The 18,948-nt window shown below is 73.3% G+C and carries 14 protein-coding genes; 9 read left to right on the top strand and 5 right to left on the bottom strand.

Annotated features, from left to right (window positions below):
- The first annotated feature begins 113 nt into the window (after positions 1-113).
- From ACIG47_RS24265 to ACIG47_RS24225, 9 genes are all read left to right on the top strand, one after another.
- A complete protein-coding gene (locus ACIG47_RS24265) occupies positions 114-734 on the top strand; it encodes a hypothetical protein (protein WP_397433634.1) in 621 nt (206 codons plus the stop codon).
- Positions 735-884: 150 nt separating this feature from the next.
- Positions 885-3,296, top strand: coding sequence for a choice-of-anchor M domain-containing protein (locus ACIG47_RS24260; protein ID WP_397433632.1), 2,412 nt, complete (start codon positions 885-887; stop codon positions 3,294-3,296).
- Positions 3,297-3,346: 50 nt separating this feature from the next.
- Positions 3,347-6,043 (top strand): TIGR03773 family transporter-associated surface protein, encoded by a 2,697-nt coding sequence (locus ACIG47_RS24255; protein WP_397433631.1) that lies wholly within the window; start codon positions 3,347-3,349, stop codon positions 6,041-6,043.
- Entirely contained in the window at positions 6,040-7,689 is a 1,650-nt protein-coding gene (locus ACIG47_RS24250) for an anchored repeat ABC transporter, substrate-binding protein (protein ID WP_397433630.1), read from the top strand. Before ACIG47_RS24255 ends, ACIG47_RS24250 begins: the two co-directional genes overlap by 4 nt.
- A 65-nt stretch (positions 7,690-7,754) precedes the next feature.
- A complete protein-coding gene (locus tag ACIG47_RS24245; RefSeq protein WP_397433629.1) occupies positions 7,755-8,768 on the top strand; it encodes a choice-of-anchor M domain-containing protein in 1,014 nt (337 codons plus the stop codon).
- Positions 8,765-9,670 (top strand): anchored repeat-type ABC transporter ATP-binding subunit, encoded by a 906-nt coding sequence (locus ACIG47_RS24240; protein ID WP_397433627.1) that lies wholly within the window; start codon positions 8,765-8,767, stop codon positions 9,668-9,670. The genes ACIG47_RS24245 and ACIG47_RS24240 overlap by 4 nt, the downstream gene beginning before the upstream one ends.
- A complete protein-coding gene (locus tag ACIG47_RS24235) occupies positions 9,667-10,539 on the top strand; it encodes an anchored repeat-type ABC transporter permease subunit (protein WP_397433626.1) in 873 nt (290 codons plus the stop codon). The genes ACIG47_RS24240 and ACIG47_RS24235 overlap by 4 nt, the downstream gene beginning before the upstream one ends.
- The gene (locus ACIG47_RS24230) at positions 10,536-13,469 is read left to right on the top strand and encodes a choice-of-anchor M domain-containing protein (protein WP_397433625.1); all 2,934 of its coding nucleotides are present in this window, start codon (positions 10,536-10,538) and stop codon (positions 13,467-13,469) included. The genes ACIG47_RS24235 and ACIG47_RS24230 overlap by 4 nt, the downstream gene beginning before the upstream one ends.
- Positions 13,470-14,103: 634 nt before the next feature.
- Complete coding sequence (locus ACIG47_RS24225; protein ID WP_397433624.1) at positions 14,104-14,493, top strand: hypothetical protein; 390 nt, start codon at positions 14,104-14,106, stop codon at positions 14,491-14,493.
- Between the two features lie 55 nt (positions 14,494-14,548).
- Here ACIG47_RS24225 and ACIG47_RS24220 read toward each other — a convergent pair whose 3' ends face one another.
- The 5 genes from ACIG47_RS24220 to ACIG47_RS24200 all read right to left on the bottom strand — a co-directional run bounded on the left by ACIG47_RS24220 (position 14,549) and on the right by ACIG47_RS24200 (position 18,813).
- On the bottom strand, positions 14,549-15,382 hold the full coding sequence (locus tag ACIG47_RS24220) for an ABC transporter permease (RefSeq protein WP_397433623.1): 834 nt from the start codon (positions 15,380-15,382) through the stop codon (positions 14,549-14,551).
- Positions 15,379-16,170, bottom strand: a complete 792-nt coding sequence (locus tag ACIG47_RS24215; RefSeq protein WP_397433621.1) for an ABC transporter ATP-binding protein — start codon at positions 16,168-16,170, stop codon at positions 15,379-15,381. The genes ACIG47_RS24220 and ACIG47_RS24215 overlap by 4 nt, the downstream gene beginning before the upstream one ends.
- The gene (locus tag ACIG47_RS24210) at positions 16,167-16,733 is read right to left on the bottom strand and encodes a TetR/AcrR family transcriptional regulator (protein WP_397433620.1); all 567 of its coding nucleotides are present in this window, start codon (positions 16,731-16,733) and stop codon (positions 16,167-16,169) included. Before ACIG47_RS24210 ends, ACIG47_RS24215 begins: the two co-directional genes overlap by 4 nt.
- Before the next feature lie 44 nt (positions 16,734-16,777).
- Positions 16,778-18,061 (bottom strand): Na+/H+ antiporter NhaA, encoded by a 1,284-nt coding sequence (gene nhaA / locus ACIG47_RS24205; protein WP_397433618.1) that lies wholly within the window; start codon positions 18,059-18,061, stop codon positions 16,778-16,780.
- Between the two features lie 107 nt (positions 18,062-18,168).
- On the bottom strand, positions 18,169-18,813 hold the full coding sequence (locus tag ACIG47_RS24200) for a TetR/AcrR family transcriptional regulator (protein ID WP_397433617.1): 645 nt from the start codon (positions 18,811-18,813) through the stop codon (positions 18,169-18,171).
- Positions 18,814-18,948: the final 135 nt, after the last annotated feature.

Genomic DNA, 18,948 nt, shown 5'->3' with positions numbered 1-18,948 from the left:
TTGTGAGGAATGTCTGTTGGTTCCGCATGCCCTGGCGAGGCCCGACCTCGCTCTGCCTGCGGTCTCGTTTCCAGCTGAGTCCACCCCCATCGAACCGGCACGAAGGAGAAACGATGTCCATGAACCACATGCGCCACGGCAGCACGGGTGCGCGCACGCAGCGGAGCGCCGCCCGGGCGGGGGCCGCCCTGGCCGGAGCCACGCTGCTCACCCTGGGCGCGGCGCTGCCTGCGCAGGCGGCGACCGACGTGACCGCCGGCCATGCCGACGTCGTGGCGGTCACCAGCGCCCACCAGGTCGGCTCGATCTACGACCAGTTCGGCGGCACCTTCTCTCCCTGGGACACCACCTACGACTACCGGCTCGTGTTCGACGTCGCGGGTACCGGCGTGACCTGCTCGGGCGGCGTGTACACCGTCCCCAACGACTTCAGCATCGAGGACGACGTCCCCTTCATCGGCTTCGACAACGACAGCGCCAGCGACTACGAGATCACCCTCGACCTCGTCAGCGGCCCGGGCGACGTCACCTACACCGCCTCCGCCGGGGGTCTCGACACCGCGACCGGCGAGGTCCTGACCCTCGGCTCCGGCACCCACCAGCACGGTGCGTGGACGTTCGACGCGGGCTCCTGCGGCGGCAGCCACAGCTTCGTCCTCAACTTCGACGTCCTGGAGGCGTCGCCGGGGACGAACGGCGCGGACCGCGACATCGAGTTCGTGATCAACGGCTGATCTTCCTCCGCCGGGGCCGGTCGCGACCGCGACCGGCCCCGACGTGAGTCAGGGCGAGCCACGAGTCGGAGAAGAGGACCAGTGCGGAACAGAAGGACAGCCGGGCGACGGTCCCGGGCGGCCGGGCGGACGAGGTATCCGGCGTGGCTCGTGGTGCTCACCGCGGTCGCCGCCATGCTCGTGCCGGTCGGAGCCGCCACCGCGGACACGCCGGAGGAGTCGAAGCTCGTCAACGTCGCCGCGAGCATCGCGGGCGGAACGGGGACGGTGCGGGGGAGTGCTTCGCCCAACGGTACGGCTCCCGACCTGCAGCTGCGGGTGCCGTCACGGCTGGTCCAGGAGATTCCCGCGGATCCGTCGTTCTCGTGGCTGGGCACGTCGGGGCAGCCGCGCTGGAGCACCGTCTCGCTGCTCGACTACGACCAGACCCAGGATGTCGCCGCACTGCGGCTCAGTACCCGGTCCGTGCGGCCGGCCACCCTCGCGGCCGCGGACCCGAACCTCTACTTCGCGGTCTCGAACGTCGTGGCGCCCGGCTCGTTCGCGCTGTACGGCCTCCCGGAGAGCCGCGAAGCCGGAGCGCCGGGGCCGGACGCGCCGACCGACCTGTTCCGCTGGGGCACGGGCGAACAGCGGGACGGCTCGCCGCAGGGCATGGACGCGACCTACGCCCTCCCGGCACGGGAGATGTTCAACACCGGGGCGTCCTTCGGCGCCTCCGGCATGTACTGCTTCGATCTCGGCTTCACCGCGACGCTCGCCGACGGCAACGCTGTCGCCGCTGGCGGCACGGTCCGGATCGCCGTCGGCGACACGGTCGCGGCCGACGCACCGTGCGGGACGGCGACCGGCGAGATACCCGGCGAGGCGCCCGACCCGGAGCCGAGCCCGGACCCCGAGCCGAGCCCGGACCCCGAGCCGAGGGTGCACGTGGTCACGGAGGGGCACATCGACGCGGTCGCGCCCGAGGTCGTCACCGACGCGTCAGGGGCGCCCTCGCTCGCCCTGCGTGCCCACCACGACACGCTCGGCACGATCGACTGGGACGACCTCGTGCTGCACTCCGACGACACCGCGCGCCTCACCCTGCCCGCCCCGTTCACTCCCGCCGACGACTGGTCCTTCGTGGGAGAGCCCGGGCAGAGGATCTGGAACAGTCCCTACTCCCAGGCGGAGGGCTTGCCCTGGGTCGGGATGAGCACCCAGGCACCGACGCTTCGGGCCGCCACGGCGGACGACGCCAGTGTCAGCGTCCGTATCGACGCCGTCACCGGACCCGGCGGGACGCCGGCCCCTGGCCACTTCGCCCTCGACACGGGCCGCGCCCACAACTACGGCTCCGAGAAGAACGGTGCCGGGCTGCTCGCGACCACGCGGAACGGGCTCCCGGCCGGATATCTCCTCCCGGTGGGCACCCACGTGCACTACAACTGGTTCTTCGGCCGGCCGGGCGTGTACTGCATGGCGGTCACCGTCGGCGCCGAGCTGGCGGACGGCACGCTGCACACGGCCTCCGGGCAGCTCACCCACGTGGTCGGTGAGACCGTCGACCCGGCCACCGTGCAGCCGTGCGGTACGACGGCGCGCTATCCGGCGGTCGGCGGGCGGCCGAGCGTCCCGCCCGCCGATCCCACCGACGGCCCTGTCCTGGTCCAGGGCGGGTTCTGGGACGTCTCCCTGGGCCTGGACGGCACCGACCTCGGCGCGGACCTGCTGCGGTCCGGCAGCCACCGCGACACCCTCCCCGAGCAGCTGGACCTGGAGGCGGCGATCTTCCGGGCCTTCCTCGCCGACGACGGCACCTACCGGTTCGGGCACGACGGCGGCAAGCTCTCCTACTACGCCCGCGACGAGGTGCCGTACCTGCGGTGGAACACCCTCGGCGTCCCGCGGGACGAGGTGACGGGCGACGTCACCTGGACGATCGACCGCCTCGACGGGCCCGGCGGCCTGTGGGTCCAGCAGGAGAAGCCCCGGCGCACCGTGCTCGACACGTCGGCAGGTCTCACGACGGCGAGCCTCTGGCCGCAGACCGACACGTCGAACACGACGTGGGCCGTCACGCGGCCCGGGAAGTACTGCGTCGAGATGACGTGGTCGGCGCCCACCCGCGAGCACGGGGCCGTCTCCACCACGCGCACCCTCACCGTCGTGGCCGACGGCGACGGCTTCGAGCACGACGCCGACACCCTGACGAAGACCTGCACCGAGGACGACGCCACCACCCCGCCGGACGGCGAACCGGACCCCGGACCATCCGACCCTGGCGCTCCCGGGCCCGGCGCCCCGGACCCGAGCCAGGGCCCCGACCCGAGCCCCGGCGTCTCCGTGCCGCCCGGGGAGCTCGGTGGCACCGGCTCCCAGGACCCACCGGGACCTGGTGGCGGAACGCCCGATGCCGGTCCGGGCGGCGGCCTGGCGGCAACCGGTGCCGAACCGCTGGCGGTGGTGGTCGCCGCGGCCGTGCTGCTGGCGGCCGGGTCGGGGCTTCTGCTCGCCCGCCGTCGCTGGACCGCAGCACTCCTACCACGCACGAACTCCCCGGAAAGGTCTCAGCCGTGAGATACCCAGCCCCTGTCCAAGCCCGTCCCCCTGCCCCGACGCTCCCACGCGTGAGCGCAGCCGTCGGTGGCGTGCTCGCGCTCCTGGCGGCGTTCGTCGTGCCCGTGGCCGGGTCCGTGGCGGCGCCCGCGCAGGCGGCCACGGACCGTGAGTTCGTGCTGGACCACGGTCACATCGACGCCTTCGAGACCAGCTACGACGCCGACAGCGGACGGCTGGTGCTGTCCGTCAAGGACGACACCCGCATCTACAGCAGCGAGCCGGTCCACCGGGCGCCGGAGTCGGTGACGCTGGCCTACGAGGACGCGCGGAGCCGGACCACGCTGCCCCCGGCCGAGGGTGGCTGGGCCTTCCTCGGCGAGTACGGCGGGCGGACGGCGTGGCTCGGCTCACAGACCGGCAGCGACCAGGACTACGCGCCGTGGGCCGGCTGGAGCACCGAGCGCCTGCTCGGCTCGCTGGCGGGATCCGGCATCACGCCTGCCGCCGGGCAGCCGGTGTCGCTCGACGTCGTCGTGGACGGGCCTGGTGACGTGTTCACGTTCCAGAACGACGCGTTCGGGCAGCCGATCAACCGCTACGTCGACACCACGACCTCCGCCGGCGGGACCATCCGCGTCGCGGCCAACGCGCACGTCCACACCAACTGGATCTACACCGCCGAGGGCGACTACACGCTGACCGTGACGCCGTCGCTCGCGACCTCGGACGGCGGGACGGTGACCGGCGACCCGGCCACCTACCACGTGCGGGTCGGCGAGCGGCCCGTCACGACGTCGGTCACCGTCTCGGCGGACCGCCCCGACCACACCGAGGGTGACACCGCGGTGCTCACCGCCACCCAGGACCCGGCCACGGAGCTGTCGACCTATCGCTGGGAGGTGGCGCCCGCCGGCTCCGACAGGTTCGCCCCGGTGGCCGGGCAGGCCGCCGCCACCTATGAGCGGAGCCTCGAGCTCGCGGACGACGGCGCCCGGGTGCGCGCCGTGCTGCTCGACGGCGAGCGCGTGGCCGGGACGTCCGAGCCGGTGACCCTCGCGGTCGCGGCCGACCCCGGGCCGACGCCGACCCCCACACCGACTCCGACGCCCACCCCGACGCCGACGCCCACCCCGACCCCCACACCCAGCCCGAGCCCGGACCCCACCCCGAACGATCCCGGCACGCAGGATCCGGACCAGGACCGGGAGCTCGTGCTGGACCACGGGCACATCGACGCGTTCGAGACCACCTATGACGAGCAGACCGAGCGGCTGCGCCTATCGGTCAAGGACGACACCCGGATCCACGCGGACCGCTCCGTGCTCCGGGCGCCGTCCGACGTGACGATCGCCTACCAGGACCCGCGTGGCCGGGTCGAGCTGCCCGCGGCCACCGGGCCCTGGGCGTTCCTCGGCGAGCACGGCGGCAGGACCGCCTGGCTCGGCTCTCAGACGGGAGCGGACCAGGAGTACCTGCCGTGGGCGGGTTGGAGCACGGAGCGCCTGCTGTCCTCGCTGTCGGGCACGGGCATCACGCCGGCCTCGGGTCGGCCGGTCTCTCTCGTGGTCGACGTCGACGGACCGGGTGACGTGTTCACGTTTCAGAACGACGCGTTCGGGCAGCCGGTCAACCGATACCTGGACACGACGACGTCGGACGGCGGGACCATCCCGGTGGCCGCCAACGCGCACGTGCACACGAACTGGGTGTTCACCGCGCAGGGCGACTACCACCTGGAGGTGACGCCGCGCCTGCGGACGGCCGACGGGCGCACCATCACCGGCCCGGCCGTCGACTACCACGTACGGGTGGGGGAGCGGCAGGCCGACGGCGACGAGCCCGGGAACACACCCGGTGACGGGCCGGGAGCCGGCGCGGGCGGACCGGACGTGCCTCCGGCGGACGACGGGAACCCCGACGACAAGTCGACCCCGTCCGGCGGCGCCGCACGGGACGAGCCCGAGCAGTGCCTGCCCGAGCCGGTCACGCAGGAGGTGGGCACGCTGGTGGTGGGTGGCGTCACCTCGGGCCACTTCGACTTCGGTGCGATGGTGCGGGACGGCGGCCTTGTCGCTCAGGTGAAGGACGACCGTGAGCAGCCCCCGTCGTGGGTGGCCCCCGACTCGCTGACGTTCCGCCTGGACGACGCGGCCGAGCACGAGGTACCGGCGGGAGAGGCGTTCGCGTTCCTGGGCGAGGTCGGCTCGACGATCTGGTCGATCGGCCAGGCCCAGGAGTCCGGCGTGCCGTGGCTGGGCTGGAACACACAGCACCCCAGCCTGGTCGAGGCGGCGAGCGGCCCCGTCACGTTCACGCTCGACGGGGTCACCGGACCCGGGGAGCTGGGCGTGTACGCCACCGGCACGTTCGGCGGCGTGGGCGCCAAGAGCTTCGGCACCATGGCCGGGTTCCCGAGGTCGATGACCGTGCCGCTCAACCAGCACGTCCACGCCAACTGGGCCTTCACCGAGCCGGGCGTCTACTCGGTGACGATCAGCCAGTCGGTGCGGCTCAAGGGTGCCGGGACCGTCTCGGACAGCGCGACGCTCCGGTTCTCCGTCGGTGACACCTCGGGCACGACGACGAAGACCACCTACGTGGGCCGCACGGCCTCGGGCGCGGAGTGCGACCTGACGGACGACCAGCTCGACGCCCTGGCGAGCACCGGGTCGAGCGTGGCCGCCCCGGTGGCGGTCGCCGTCCTGCTGGTCCTGGTCGGGGCGGCACTCGTCGTGATCGCGCGACGTCGGCAGGCACGGGCGTGACGTCCCGACCGCTGCGGCAGCGTCGACGGCAGGCCGTGGTCGGCGCGGCCGCGGTCACCGCTCTGCTCCTGACCGGGTGCGCGTCGGGAGGGAACGCCGCCTCGGACGACGACCGGCTGCGCGTGGTGACCACGACCGGGATCCTGGCGGACCTGGTGCGCAACGTGGCCGGCGACGGCGTGGAGGTCACCTCGATCGTGCCGCCCACGGGCGACCCGCACTCCTACGACCCGACGCTGCGGGACGTGCGTGACATCGTCTACGCGGACGTGGCCTTCAGCAACTACCTGCTGCTGGAGGCGCACGCCGTGGTCACCACCCTGGACGCGAACCTGCCGGACGGCGCGCCGAACGTCTCGCTGGCGGAGTCCGCCACGAAGTACGCGGCCGAGGTGATCCCGCTGGTGGAGAACGTCAACCTGGACACCGTCTGGCTGGGCCTGCGGGTGCGTGGCGCGGGCACCGAGCTCGGCGCGTCCCGGGCCTCCGAGGTCCGCCTGCGGGCGACCGCCGCGGACGGTCCGGGCCGGATGGCCGGGTACCTCACCGAGACGTTCGGCCGGCCGAGGGTGTACTTCGACTCGGGCGACGGGTTCGACGCGTCCGACGGGTACGCCCGGGACACCGCGACCCTGCCCACCGACGCGCACACGCACATGAGCTGGGCGTTCACCGAGCCGGGCGTCTACCGGGTGGCCATGGACGCGGAGCTGGTGACCGAGCCGGAGGCGAGACCGCAGACCGTGGGGGAGACCACGCTGACCTTCGCCGTCGGGGTGGACCCGTACTCGGTGCCCGGCATGGAGGGCGCAGAGGTACTCGACGCCGGGCACGCCGACGTGGCCGTGGACCTCGACGACGGCGCCGTCGTGCTGCATGCCGACGCCCCGGCCACCGACGCCGCGCCTGCCGAGAGCGGCGACGACGGCACGGGTCACGAGCCGGACACGGGCCACGACCACGCCGACTCCCGCACCCGGACGCTGGACCCCGCCGAGACCGTCGTCTCCGTGCCGAACAAGGCGCTCGCCTCCGTGCCGGCCGGGGCGGGGTTCGGCTTCCTCGGGCGGCCGGGCGACCAGGTCTACCTGCTGCCGCAGGCGGTGCTGGGCAAGCACGTGCACGGGGAGATCGACCCCCACCTGTGGCAGGACGTGCGCAACGCGCAGGCGTACGTCCAGGCGATCCGGGACACCCTGGTCGCGGCCGACCCCGCCCGGGCGGACCAGTTCCGGGCCAACGCGGAGGACTATCTCGCCCTGCTGCGCGAGACGGACGCCTACGTGCACCGCACCATCGCGCGGATCCCACGCTCCGACAGCTACCTCGTCACCACGCACGACGCCTTCGCCTACCTGGGCCGCGCGTACGACGTGGAGGTGGCCGGGTTCGTGACACCGAACCCCGCCACCGAGCCCAGCGTCGCCGACCGCATCAAGCTCACGCGGACCGTGCAGGCGCTGGACGTGCCCGCCGTCTTCCTCGAGCCGAACCTCGCGGCCCGGTCCACCGTGCTCACCGAGGTGGCCCACGAGAACGACCTACGGGTCTGCGACATCTACTCCGACGCGTTCGACGACCACGTCACCACCTACATCGACCTCATGCGCGCCAACGCCGACAGCCTGCGCCGGTGCCTGACATGACCGGACACCCCGTACCTCGACGCCGGACGGCGGACGCACCGCGCCGGCGAGTAGAAGGAGCACCCATGACACCCCGGACCACGCGGAACCCTGCGGCCGCCGCATGCGTGGCAGCGCTGGCCGCAGCCCTGGTCACCGGCGCCGCACCGGTCGCGGTTGCCGACACCGACGACCCCGCGCTCGAGCAGACCGTCGAGTCCGGCGAGGCGGTGGTCGGCGACGAGACCGTGGTGACGGACGGTCACGTCGACATCGGCCCCCGCTTCCTCGACGAGGAGTGGACCATGCTCGCGCGCGACGACCGCGAGGTGCCCTCGGTCTGGCGCGATCCCGCACGGACCGTGCTGCACCTCGGCGACGCGGCCGTCCTGCCGGCACCGGACAGCCCCGACTTCGAGTTCCTCGGCGTCGAGCCCGGGACACCCCTGCACGTCGTGCCGCAGACGCAGGCACCCGACGTCGCCTGGCTGGGCTGGAACACCCAGGACCCCGCGATCGTGGACGCGATCGACCAGGGTGCGACCCTCCGGCTCGACGCGGTGGACGGCCCGGGGGAGGTGTTCGTGTTCCTGCAGGAGGGTGTGACCGGACCGCCGAACGTCCTCTGGGACTCCGGCGAGCCCCTCCCGCAGGAGCTGTGGATGGAGGTGAACACCCACGTCCACGCGAACTGGGTGTTCACCGAGCCCGGTACCTACCTGCTCGACGTGACGATGCTCGCCGACCTGACCGACGGGACGCAGGCCGAGGACCAGAGCACGCTCGTCTTCGCCGTCGGCGCCGACGCCGACCCGGATCAGGCGCTCGCCCTCGCGGCCGAGGGCGCCGACCCCGCGGACGAGCCGTCGGACCAGACCTCGACCGAGGCGGAGAGCGCGCCGGCGACCGCCTCCGCCCCGGCGAGCGCGACGCCGGCACCGAACGGCCCGCAGGCAGACGGGGCGTCGGACGGCGGCAGCACGCTGCTCTGGTGGGCCGTGCCCGCCGGCCTGCTCCTCGTACTGTTCCTCGTCCTGCGTGCCGTACGCGCCCGGCGGGCACGGGCGGTCGCGGACCAGGACGCCGAGGCCGGGCGATGACGGCCACGGCCACGGGTACGTCCGCGGCGCCGGCGCCGTCCGCGGCACCGCCGGTTCTCCAGGTGGACGACCTCTCCGTGGCGCTCGGCGGGCGCCGCGTGCTCGAGAACGTCCGGCTCGGTGTGTCCGAGGGGGAGCTGGTCGGCCTGGTCGGCCCGAACGGTGCCGGCAAGACGACCCTGCTGCGAGCCGTGCTGGGCCTGGTGCCGTCGTCGGGCCGGATCAGCGTCGCGGGGAGTGCCGTGCGGGAGGCTCGTCGGCGGGCCGGGCGAATGCGGCACGCGGCCGCCGGCGACATCGGTTACGTGCCGCAACGGCACGAGTTCGCCTGGGACTTCCCGGCCACGGTCGAGGAGGCGGTGCTGACCGGGCGCGTGGCACGGATCGGCTGGCTGCGCAGTGCCGGCGCCGAGGACTTCCGGAAGGTGCGCCGCGCCCTGGACCGCGTGGAGATGACCGACCTGCGCCGTCGGCCCGTCGGAGAGCTCTCGGGCGGGCAGCGTCAACGGGTGCTCGTCGCCCGTGCCCTGGCGCTCGACCCCCGGGTCCTGCTGCTGGACGAGCCGTTCACCGGCCTGGACGTGCCCACGCAGGAACACCTCACGACCCTGTTCCGTGAGCTGGCGAGCGAGAAGAGAGCCGTCGTCATGACGAACCACGACCTGATCGGCGCGGTGCACGCCACCGACCGGCTGTACCTGCTGAACCGCACCGTCGTGGCCTCCGGCACCCCGGCAGAGCTCGGCAGCCCCGAGCCCTGGATGGCGGCGTTCGGGGTCTCGGCGGGCTCCCCGCTCCTGGCAGCGATCGGCAGGGTCGCACGGTCCCGGTCGGACGACGCACCCGACGCTCGACCGGACGCTCAGCCGGACGCCGGACCGGACGGAGAGGAACGCGCATGATCTCGCCCGTCGACTTCGTCAACGACCTGCTCAACCCCGACCTCGCGTTCCTGCCCAAGGCCCTGCTCATGGCGGTGCTCTCCAGCGTGGTGTGCGGCGTGGTGGGTACGCACGTGGTGCTGCGCGGCATGGCGTTCATCGGCGACGCCGTGGCCCACGCCGTGTTCCCCGGGCTCGCGGTGGCGTTCGTGCTGCAGGGGTCGCTCGTGCTGGGCGGCGCCGTCGCGGGCGTGACGACGGCGCTGCTGGTCGCGCTGTTCGCGCAGAACCGGCGGCTGCGCGAGGACTCCGTGATCGGCGTCTTCTTCGTCGCGGCCTTCGCACTCGGCATCGTGATCATCTCGGCCGCCCCCGGGTACGCGGGGTCGCTCCAGGACTTCCTGTTCGGCTCCATCGTCGGCATTCCCGACGAGAACGTGACCGTCGCCGTCGTCGTCGGGCTGGTGCTCATGGCCGTGCTGTTCCTGTTCCACAAGGAGCTGGTGGCCGTCAGCCTCGACCGCGAGACTGCGCGGGCGCTCGGCCTGCCGGTACTACGGCTCGACCTGCTGCTGTACGTCGTGGTGGCGGCCGCGATCGTGATCTCGGTGCAGACCATCGGCAACGTGCTCGTCCTCGCGCTGCTCGTCACCCCGGCGGCCGCGGCCCGGCTCCTGACGGACCGGCTCGCTCCGATGATGCTGCTCGGCCCGGCGATCGGCGGCGGCTCGGCCCTGGTGGGCCTGTACCTGTCGTGGAGCCTGGACCTCCCGGTGGGCGGCACGATCGTGCTCGTCGCGACCGCCGTCTTCCTCCTGGCCTGGCTCTTCGCACCCCGGCACGGCGCGGTGGCCCGCGCGACGACCCGCACGAGAGAGGTTTCACCATGACCCCCCTGGCACTCCGCCGCCGGTCCGAGGAGGCCGCACGGACGCCACTGCGGCGTGGCACCGGCGCCGGCCGGCGACGGCGCACCGCGGCAGCCCTCGCCGTCGGCGTCGCCGCCGCGCTCGCGGCCCCTGTGGCCGCGGCGCACGCCGCGGAGGGCCCCGCTCCGCGACCGACCGAGTACCGGGTGCTGCAGAAGGTGCACACCGACGCGGTCTCCACGTTCCTCGACGACGGGCGGTTCACGCTGGGCACCCGGGCGGACCTGCCGGAGGGCAACGGCACCCGCCTGGATCCCGCGCAGACGCTGTTCCACGTGGACGACGCGGCCCGGCAGACCATCCCCGCCGGGTACGAGTTCGTCGGCCCCGCGGGGGAGACCGCGTGGATCGCGCCCGAGTCCAACCCGTCCGGCGGCGACGGGTACACGCAGCTCTGGCCCGGGTTCTCGACCGAGTCCGTCCCGTCCGGTGGCGTCGACGACAACGCGACGACCTTCCGCCTCACGTCCGTCGAGGCCCCGGAGGGCGGGCAGGTCGAGGTGTGGCGAGGTGCGGGCGCCGGGCTGACCCGGATGTGGTCGTCGGACGAAGGCATCGCCCAGTTCGCCGTCGGCCGCACCCACCTGCACGCCAACTGGGCCTTCACCCGCCCGGGGACCTACCGGCTGACCGTCGAGGGCACCGCGACGATCGGCGGCGAGCCGGTCACCGACAGCGAGGTCTACACGTTCGTCGTCGGTGGGCTGCCCGAGACGGTCGAGACCACGACCGGGCTGACGGCGTCGGCGACCGAGATCGTCCAGGGCAGCCCGCTGTCCCTGTCCGCGCGGGTGGCTCCTGCCGGGGTGGACGGGTACGTCGAGTTCCGCGACGGCACGAGGGCACTCGGCCACGCCGAGGTGTCCGACACGGGAGAGGCCGAGCTGGAGGTGCCCGACCTCGGTGTCGGGACCCGCTCCCTGACGGCGGTGTTCGTACCCGTGGTCGCTAACTTCACGACCGGCTCGACCTCGGAACCGGTCGAGGTCACGGTGGTGGACGGCTCCGGTGCCGAGTTCGGCATCGTCGGCGTCGCGGACTCCTACCGGCCCGGTGACACGATGACCGCGACTGTGGTGGGCGCCACGCTCCAGGGGGACCAGGTCTTCCGCTGGCGGCTGCGCACCCAGGGCTTCGACTCGACGGTGATACCGCAGGGCTCCACCGCGACGTCCTTCACGCGCGAGCTCGACGCGCTCGCCGACGACACCGAGATCAGCGTCACCGTCTACGATCCCGGCACCCGGACGACCCTCGCGGAGTCCCCGTGGGTGCCGATCGTCGTCGAGAACCAGGGGGCCACGCCCGTCGTCACCGTGACCGAGGGACATCACGACCCGCTGCTGCCCGGAGACGTCATCGAGTACACCCTCAGCGGCCGCGAGCTCGGGCCGGGCGAGTCGATCACCTGGGGCTTCCTGCCGTACGGTGCCTTCTTCGGCGCGGAGATCGGCGAGTGGTCCTGGGAAGCGACCTACCCGGACGAGAACCGGACCACGATCCGCCTCCGCTCCAAGGTCAACCCCGACCAGACGGAGCCGTACTACGGGCCCCTGACCGCGAGCATCGTCAAGGACGGCATCGCCATCGCCCGCTCCGGCTTCCACACCGTCACCACCGGGCACCGCGAGCTCAACGTCACGGGCCACCGCAACCTCTACCGCGAGGGCGGCACCGTCACGATGGACGCCACTGTCTACCCCGAGCGCGCGGGAGACGACTTCACCTACACCTGGCGGTTCACCCAGGGCGAGTCGACCGAGCTCTGGGGCACCGAGCAGCAGCAGACCGGCGCCATGACCGGACCGCCTCTCCGTCTCGCGGAGCACCACGGCGGCACGCTGCGCCTCGACGTCTACAACAACGGCGCGCTCGCCCAGCAGTCACCCGAGTACACGGTGAACGTGACCGACGACCTGACCTCCCAGATCCTCGAGTTCGGCACCCTCTCCGGGCACTACCACCAGGGAGACCGGATCAGTCTCGGGCTGACCGTGGACCCCCAACCCGTGGCGGGCGACGACCTGCAGTGGCAGTGGAAGTGGCCCGGGTCGGACGCGTGGACGCAGATGACCGGAGTCGAGGACAACCGCTACGACGTGGTCGCGGAGCAGGCGCTCGACGGCGTCGAGCTCCGAGCCGTCCTGGACTACGCCGACCCGGTCACACCATCGGTGATCTCTGAGACCCGCACGATCCACGTCGACGACCACGGCTCTCCTGCACGGCAGAAGGTCACCGTCTCGGGCGAGACCACCTACGTCGAGGGCGATGTCGTGACTCTCACGGCGAACGTCGAGCCGACGACCGTGCTGACCGACTACCGCTGGGAGCGCAAGGCACCGGGCCTGGAGGAGTTCACCGTCGTCGAGGGCCGCACGGGACCGGTGCTGACCTTCGAGGCGGGGATCGGCGACGAGGGCGCGCAGTATCGCGCCGCACCGGTGACGCCGGCCGGCGTGGTCGCCTACGGGCCGTCCGAACCGGTTGCGCTGAACGTGACCCAGGCGCCCGACGACGATCCGGGCAGCGAGGACCCGGGCGCCGAGGACCCGGGCACCGAGGAGCCCGGCGCCGATGATCCGTCCGGCGCTCCGGGGACCGAGGGCCCTGAGAACGAAGGGCCTGAGACCGACGAGCCTGGTGGGTCCGGAAGCAAGGGTCCTGATGGCGACCAGCTGGCTGCAGGGACAGGTGACGGCACGGAGGACCCGGAAGCCGATGCTCCGGCGTCGCCGGGTGCCGACCGGCCGGAGGTTGCGGGCGGCGTCCTGGCAGCGACGGGTGCGTCGGGCGTGGGTTCTCTCCTGGCGGTCGCGTTCAGCCTGAGCCTCGGCGGAGCACTGCTGATCGCGCTGCGTCGTGGACACCTGAGACGAACGCGCATATGAGCACTCGCGCTCGATGCCGTGAGCGAGCGTACGACGGTCAGACCCCCGGGTGGCCTTTCGTGATCCTTGCGGGTGCGGGCCGTACTCGACCCCCGACAGAAACCCGACGGATTCAGCCGCTGCTGACCGTCACCAACGGACTACGCTTGCGCTCACGAGGGTGATTTCTCACCCCGCACACATCGCGGGCCAGAGTCACCAGAGACAGACGTGAGTCGCTGCCACCTGCAGAAACGCCGGCCGTGGAAACAGTGAGAGCGGAAGGGCGACCACGAACCCGCGGGTTGCCGGTACGGGTTGGCGATGCACCCACCTGGGAGCAGAGGGTCGCTGGTTCGAATCCAGTCAGCCCGACCAGAGAACACGGCGGGGAGCAGTCAGCTCCCCGCCGTTCTCCCGCCAGGTCCTCGCGCTGCCGACCGTCACGCCGTCGGCCCGGACGGGGAGACCTCAGGCGCCGTCGTCCTGGTCGGCCGAGTCACCCGCGAGATGCCGCCGTCTCGCAGAGCGGACCAGAACCGGGCCGAAGGTCCCGTGTGCCGATGGTCCTTGGCCCTGCCGCGAGCGTCGTGGGGGCGTGCAGCCTGGCAGTGCGCCGGCGCGACGCGGCGCAGCGGACAGGAGGGCGGGCGTCATGTCGGGATCCGTGCGTTCCCCGTCCCCGGCCCGGCCGGTGGCTCCTTACGTGGCCCGGCGGATGCTGCGTGCCGGCTGGGTGCTCCTGGCGCTGGCACCCGCGGCGTTCGCGCTCGGGATCTTCCTGCGCGGTGTGCTGCTGACGGCCCAGGGATGGCACCCCGACGGCAACCCGGGCCTCCCCGCCGTGGTCGAGCTCCGGGCCACCGTGCCCGCGCTCCTGGTGCTCGTCGTCCCGTGCTGCGCCGCGGCGTGGTACGGGCGCAGGGCGGAACGGCTCGGGCGTCCGGAGGGTCGCGACGTGTGTCGCGTCGCCGGCGTCGTGGCGGCCGTCTCGGTCGTCCTGAGCCTGGCGCAGGTCCTGGCCTTCTGGGGTCTCCGGGCCTGAGCGCAGCCGTTTCCCGGCACACCTGCCGGTGACGCACGCGACCCCTGCACCCGCCTCACACGTTGGTCAGCCGCCGCCACGCCCGCACCACTGCGCCCACCGCGAGCGGCACCACGGCGGCCGCCACGAGCAGGTGCGGCAGGCCGACGGCGGCCGCGGCGTCGGGCCCGCCCATCCCCGTCCAGAGGGACGGCGCGGCGTACGGGAACCAGGAGCCGCCGCCCAGCAGCACCACGATCTGGGTGAGGGCGACGACGCCGACCAGCGCCCCGACCGTCGCGAGCTGGCTGCGTGCCACGGTGGCGACCCACGCGAACGGCAGGGCCAGCCCGCCGCCCAGCAGCCCGGCGACCACTGCGATGCCGGCCTCCCGCCAGGCGCCGAACGAGGCGCCCGAGGACGCCGTCACCACCGCCGACGCGGCGACCGACAGGCCCACGGTCAGCACCACGGACGCCGTGGTCCAGGCGAGCGTGACCAGGCACTTCGCCAGGGCGGTCGTGCTGCGCGGGACGGCGAGCCCGAACAGCGCGCCGGCCGTGCCGCTCTCGAGCTCGCGCCCGAAGGACGACGCGACGAAGAACCCGCCCGCGGCCAGCGCCGCGACGGACAACACCTGGGCGCAGACCGTCAGGTGGGTCGTGGCCAGGTCGCCGGTGGCGTAGTCGGCGAGCTTGGCCGCCGTGGGGCCGCCCGCCTGCGGCGACCTGGCCAGCGCGACCATGCCGACGGCGGCCGCCGGGACGAGCACCGCCAGGAGCGCGGTGGCCAGCCGGGCCACGATCGAGCGGCCGAGCTTGAGGGTTTCGACGGCGAGGGCCGCGGGCAGCGGGGACGCAGGCCCGGCAGGCGCGGGCCTGGCTGAGGTCGGCACGGTGGGTGTGGTCATGCGGGGCTCCCGGTCCTGGTCGCGTGGTCGGTCCCGCCGGCCGGGGCCCCGGTGTCGTGGCTGGTCCCGGCGCGCGCGTCCGCGTCGAGCACCATGGCGAAGAAGCGCTGCTCCAGGTCGGCACCGCCCGGCTCCAGCCGGCCCACGTCCCGCCCGGCGTGCAGCACCACGATCTCGTCCGCGACGCGCGACACCTCGTCCAGGTGGTGGCTCGACACCAGCACGGCCGCGCCGTCGCGGGCCAGGTCCCGGATCAGGCCGCGCACCAGGACGACGCCCTGCGGGTCCAGCGCGCTGGTCGGCTCGTCGAGCACGAGGGCGGCCGGGCGGTGCAGCGTCGCGCACCCGATGCCGAGCCGCTGGAGGTTACCGGCCGAGAGCGCGCGGGCCCGTGCGTCCCGCCAGGGCGCGAGCCCCAGCCGGTCGACCGCCTCGCGTGCCGTGCCGGCGGCGTCGGTGCGGCCCAGCCCGTGCAGGCGCGCAGCGCAGCGCAGGTTCTCGGTGAGGGTCAGCTCCGGGTACACCAGGGGTGCGCCGACGACGTGCCCGAACCGCGCCGCGGCGTCCGCGGGCAGCGTGGCCGGGTCGTGGCCCAGTACCCGGGCCGTACCGTGACCTGGGTGCAGGCGGCCGACCAGCGTGCGCAGCGCCGTCGTCTTGCCCGCGCCGTTGAGGCCGATCAGGGCGGTGACCCGGCCGCCGTCGACCCGCAGGGTGAGGTCGTCGAGGGCGACCCGGCCGCCGAAGGTGCGCGAGACGCCGTCGAGCACGAGGGCCGGCGCGGTCATCGCGCGGCTCCCGCCGGGGCGAGCTGGGCCAGCGCGTGCCGGACCAGGTGGGCGAGCGTGACGTCGTCGGGCTCGGTGGCCCAGGCCAGCAGGGCGGCGGTGGTGGCGGCCAGGCACGCGGAGGCCGCGATGCTCGCGTCCAGTCGCGTGACGCCGTCGGCCACGAGGCGTTGGACGATCGCCTCCTGCGTTGCCTCGGTGCCGATGACGACGGCGGCGCGCAGCGCGGGCGACGCCGCGACCAGGGCCACGCGCCGGCGGGCGGTCGCGTCCTCGGTAGGGGTGATGTCGCCGAGCGCGGCGAGCAGGCCGAGCCGGGTGCGCTCCAGCGGGGGCAGGTGCACCGGCTGGGCGCTCACTGCCTCGGCGATGAGCGGGTCATAGGGGTCGGTGACCAGCACTGCGTCCTTGGTGGGGAAGTGCCGGAAGAAGGTCATGGGGGTGACCCCGGCGGCGTCCGCGATCTGGTTCACCGTGGTGGCGGCGTAGCCCTGGCGCTCGAAGAGGTCGAGCGCCGCGTCGAGGATGCGAGCCCGGGTGCGCAGGGACCGAGGGGTGACCACGCCACAATGTTAGTCACTAACATTGTGGCGTGGCAACGGTCTGCTCAGTGGCTCTCGCGGTCCTCGGCGTCGCCGATGTAACCGCCCACGGGGTCGGGCCGGCCGTCGAGGTTCATGTCCGACGAGCGGGCCCGCCGCGCGTCCCAGCGCAGGGCGACGGCGCCGAGCAGGGCCGCGACGACCGACCCGCACAGCACGGCGATCTTCGCGCCGTCGGCGTGCTCCGAGTCGGTGAAGGACAGTTCGCTGATCAGCAGCGACACGGTGAAGCCGATGCCGGCCAGGAAGCCGACGGGCAGCAGGTCGCGGACCCCGATGCCGTCGGGCAGGCGCAGCGGGGTGAGCCGCGTGATCGCGGCGGTGGCGCCGAGGATCCCGGCCAGCTTGCCCAGCACGAGCCCGGCCGTGATGGCCAGCACCACCGGCTGGCCGATCAGGGCACCCGCACCGTCGCCGTCCACCAGGGTGACGCCTGCCGCGAAGAACGCGAACAGCGGCAGCGCGAGACCCTGGGAGAACGGCCGGACCGTGTGCTCGAACGAGTGTGTGCGCGACGTCGTCTCGCCGTGGCGGGCGATCGCGGGCACGGTGAAGCCGAGCAGCACGCCCGCGATCGTCGCGTGCACGCCGGAGGAGTGCATGAGTGTCCAGGCGACCAGCGCCAGAGGCAGCAGCACGAACCAGCGCGGCGTGCGCGAGCGCACGTGCCAGGCGAACAGCGCCACGCAGACCAGCGCGCCGGCCAGGGCCCACCAGTGGATCTGCTCGGTGTAGAAGACGGCGATCACGACGATGGCCAGCAGGTCGTCCACCACGGCCAGGGTCAGCAGGAAGGTGCGGATGGCCACGGGCAGGCCCCTGCCGAAGATCGCGAGCACGCCGACCGCGAAGGCGATGTCGGTCGCCGTCGGGATGGCCCAGCCGTGCAGGGCGCCGGTGTCGCCGAAGGCGAGCAGCACCGCCACGTAGATCGCGGCGGGCACCACCATGCCGCCCACCGCGGCCACCATGGGCACCCCGGCCTCCTTGGGGTTGCGCAGGCTCCCGGCGACGAACTCGTGCTTGAGCTCCACGCCCACCACGAAGAAGAAGATCGCCAGCAGGCCGTCGGCGGCCCACGCCGCGAGCGAGAGGTCGAGGTGGACGTGCAGGGGCCCGATCCAGGCGGGGCCCACGACGGTCTCGGAGAGCGCGGTGTACGCCTCGCGCCAGGGCGAGTTGGCCCACAGCAGGGCCAGCAGCGCGGCTCCGATGAGCAGCGCGCCTCCGGTGGTCTCGCGGGAGACCCAGGTGCGTACGCGCTGGGGCAGGGTGGTGGTGTGGGGCACGGGGCTCCTCGAGGGGTCGGCGCAGCGGACCAGCCGTCGACCGGTCCACGCCGACCAGACTTCCCGGCACACCCTGGGTAAGACCCTACCTTGTCGGCACGCGGGGGTCAGTGGCGCCCGCCACCGGCCTCAGCGCGGCCGGCGGTGAGCCCCGCGGTGAGCGACTCGATGGTGAGGTCCAGGACGTCGGCGTACCGGTCGCCGAACTCGGCCGCGTGCAGGGGCAGCAGCAGCACCGCGCGCAGCGCGCCGACGACGACGGCCGGGTCGGTGCCCCGGATCGTGCCCGCCGCCTGCTGTTCCGCGACGTAGTCGGCGAGCTCGTTGACGAACTCCACCGGGGCGGGCTCGTCACCCGGCATCCGTGCGTCCTCGGGCCGGACCCTGCCGACGACCAGCGCCATCTCGTCGGGGTGGGTCACGAGCCTGCGGTAGAGCGGGTCGTCCTCCAGGATCGTGACCGAGGCGCGCAGGAAGCGGCGCAGGGCGTCCCGCGCGTCGGTGCCGCGGTGCAGGCCCTCCTCGATGGTGCGGCGGCGGGTCTGCCCGGCCTGTTCGAGCAGGAGGTCGAGGTAGAGGGCCTCCTTGGAGTCGAAGAACGTGTAGAAGGTGGACTTCACGATCCCGGCGTCGGCCACCAGTGCCGCCAGGGACGTCTTGCGCAGGCCCTCGGTGGCGAACAGCCGCCGCCCGGACTCCCGGAGCGAGGCGGTGATCCGCGCGCGCTCGGCCTCGCTGAACGCCACCGGCATCGTCGTCACCCCTTGAAAACGCGTGTGATTCCTGTTTCCAGACTCTACCGGCCGGACGGACAGTGCGTTGACGCGCCGTGCCCGGAGCGCTAGCGTCGTGAAAACAAACATGGTCACGTGTTTTCATGCGTGCTG

Source organism: Promicromonospora sp. NPDC052451 (assembly GCF_044547525.1).
In the GTDB taxonomy this organism is placed as follows: domain Bacteria; phylum Actinomycetota; class Actinomycetes; order Actinomycetales; family Cellulomonadaceae; genus Promicromonospora.
This window is presented reverse-complemented; position numbering and strand designations above follow the sequence as displayed.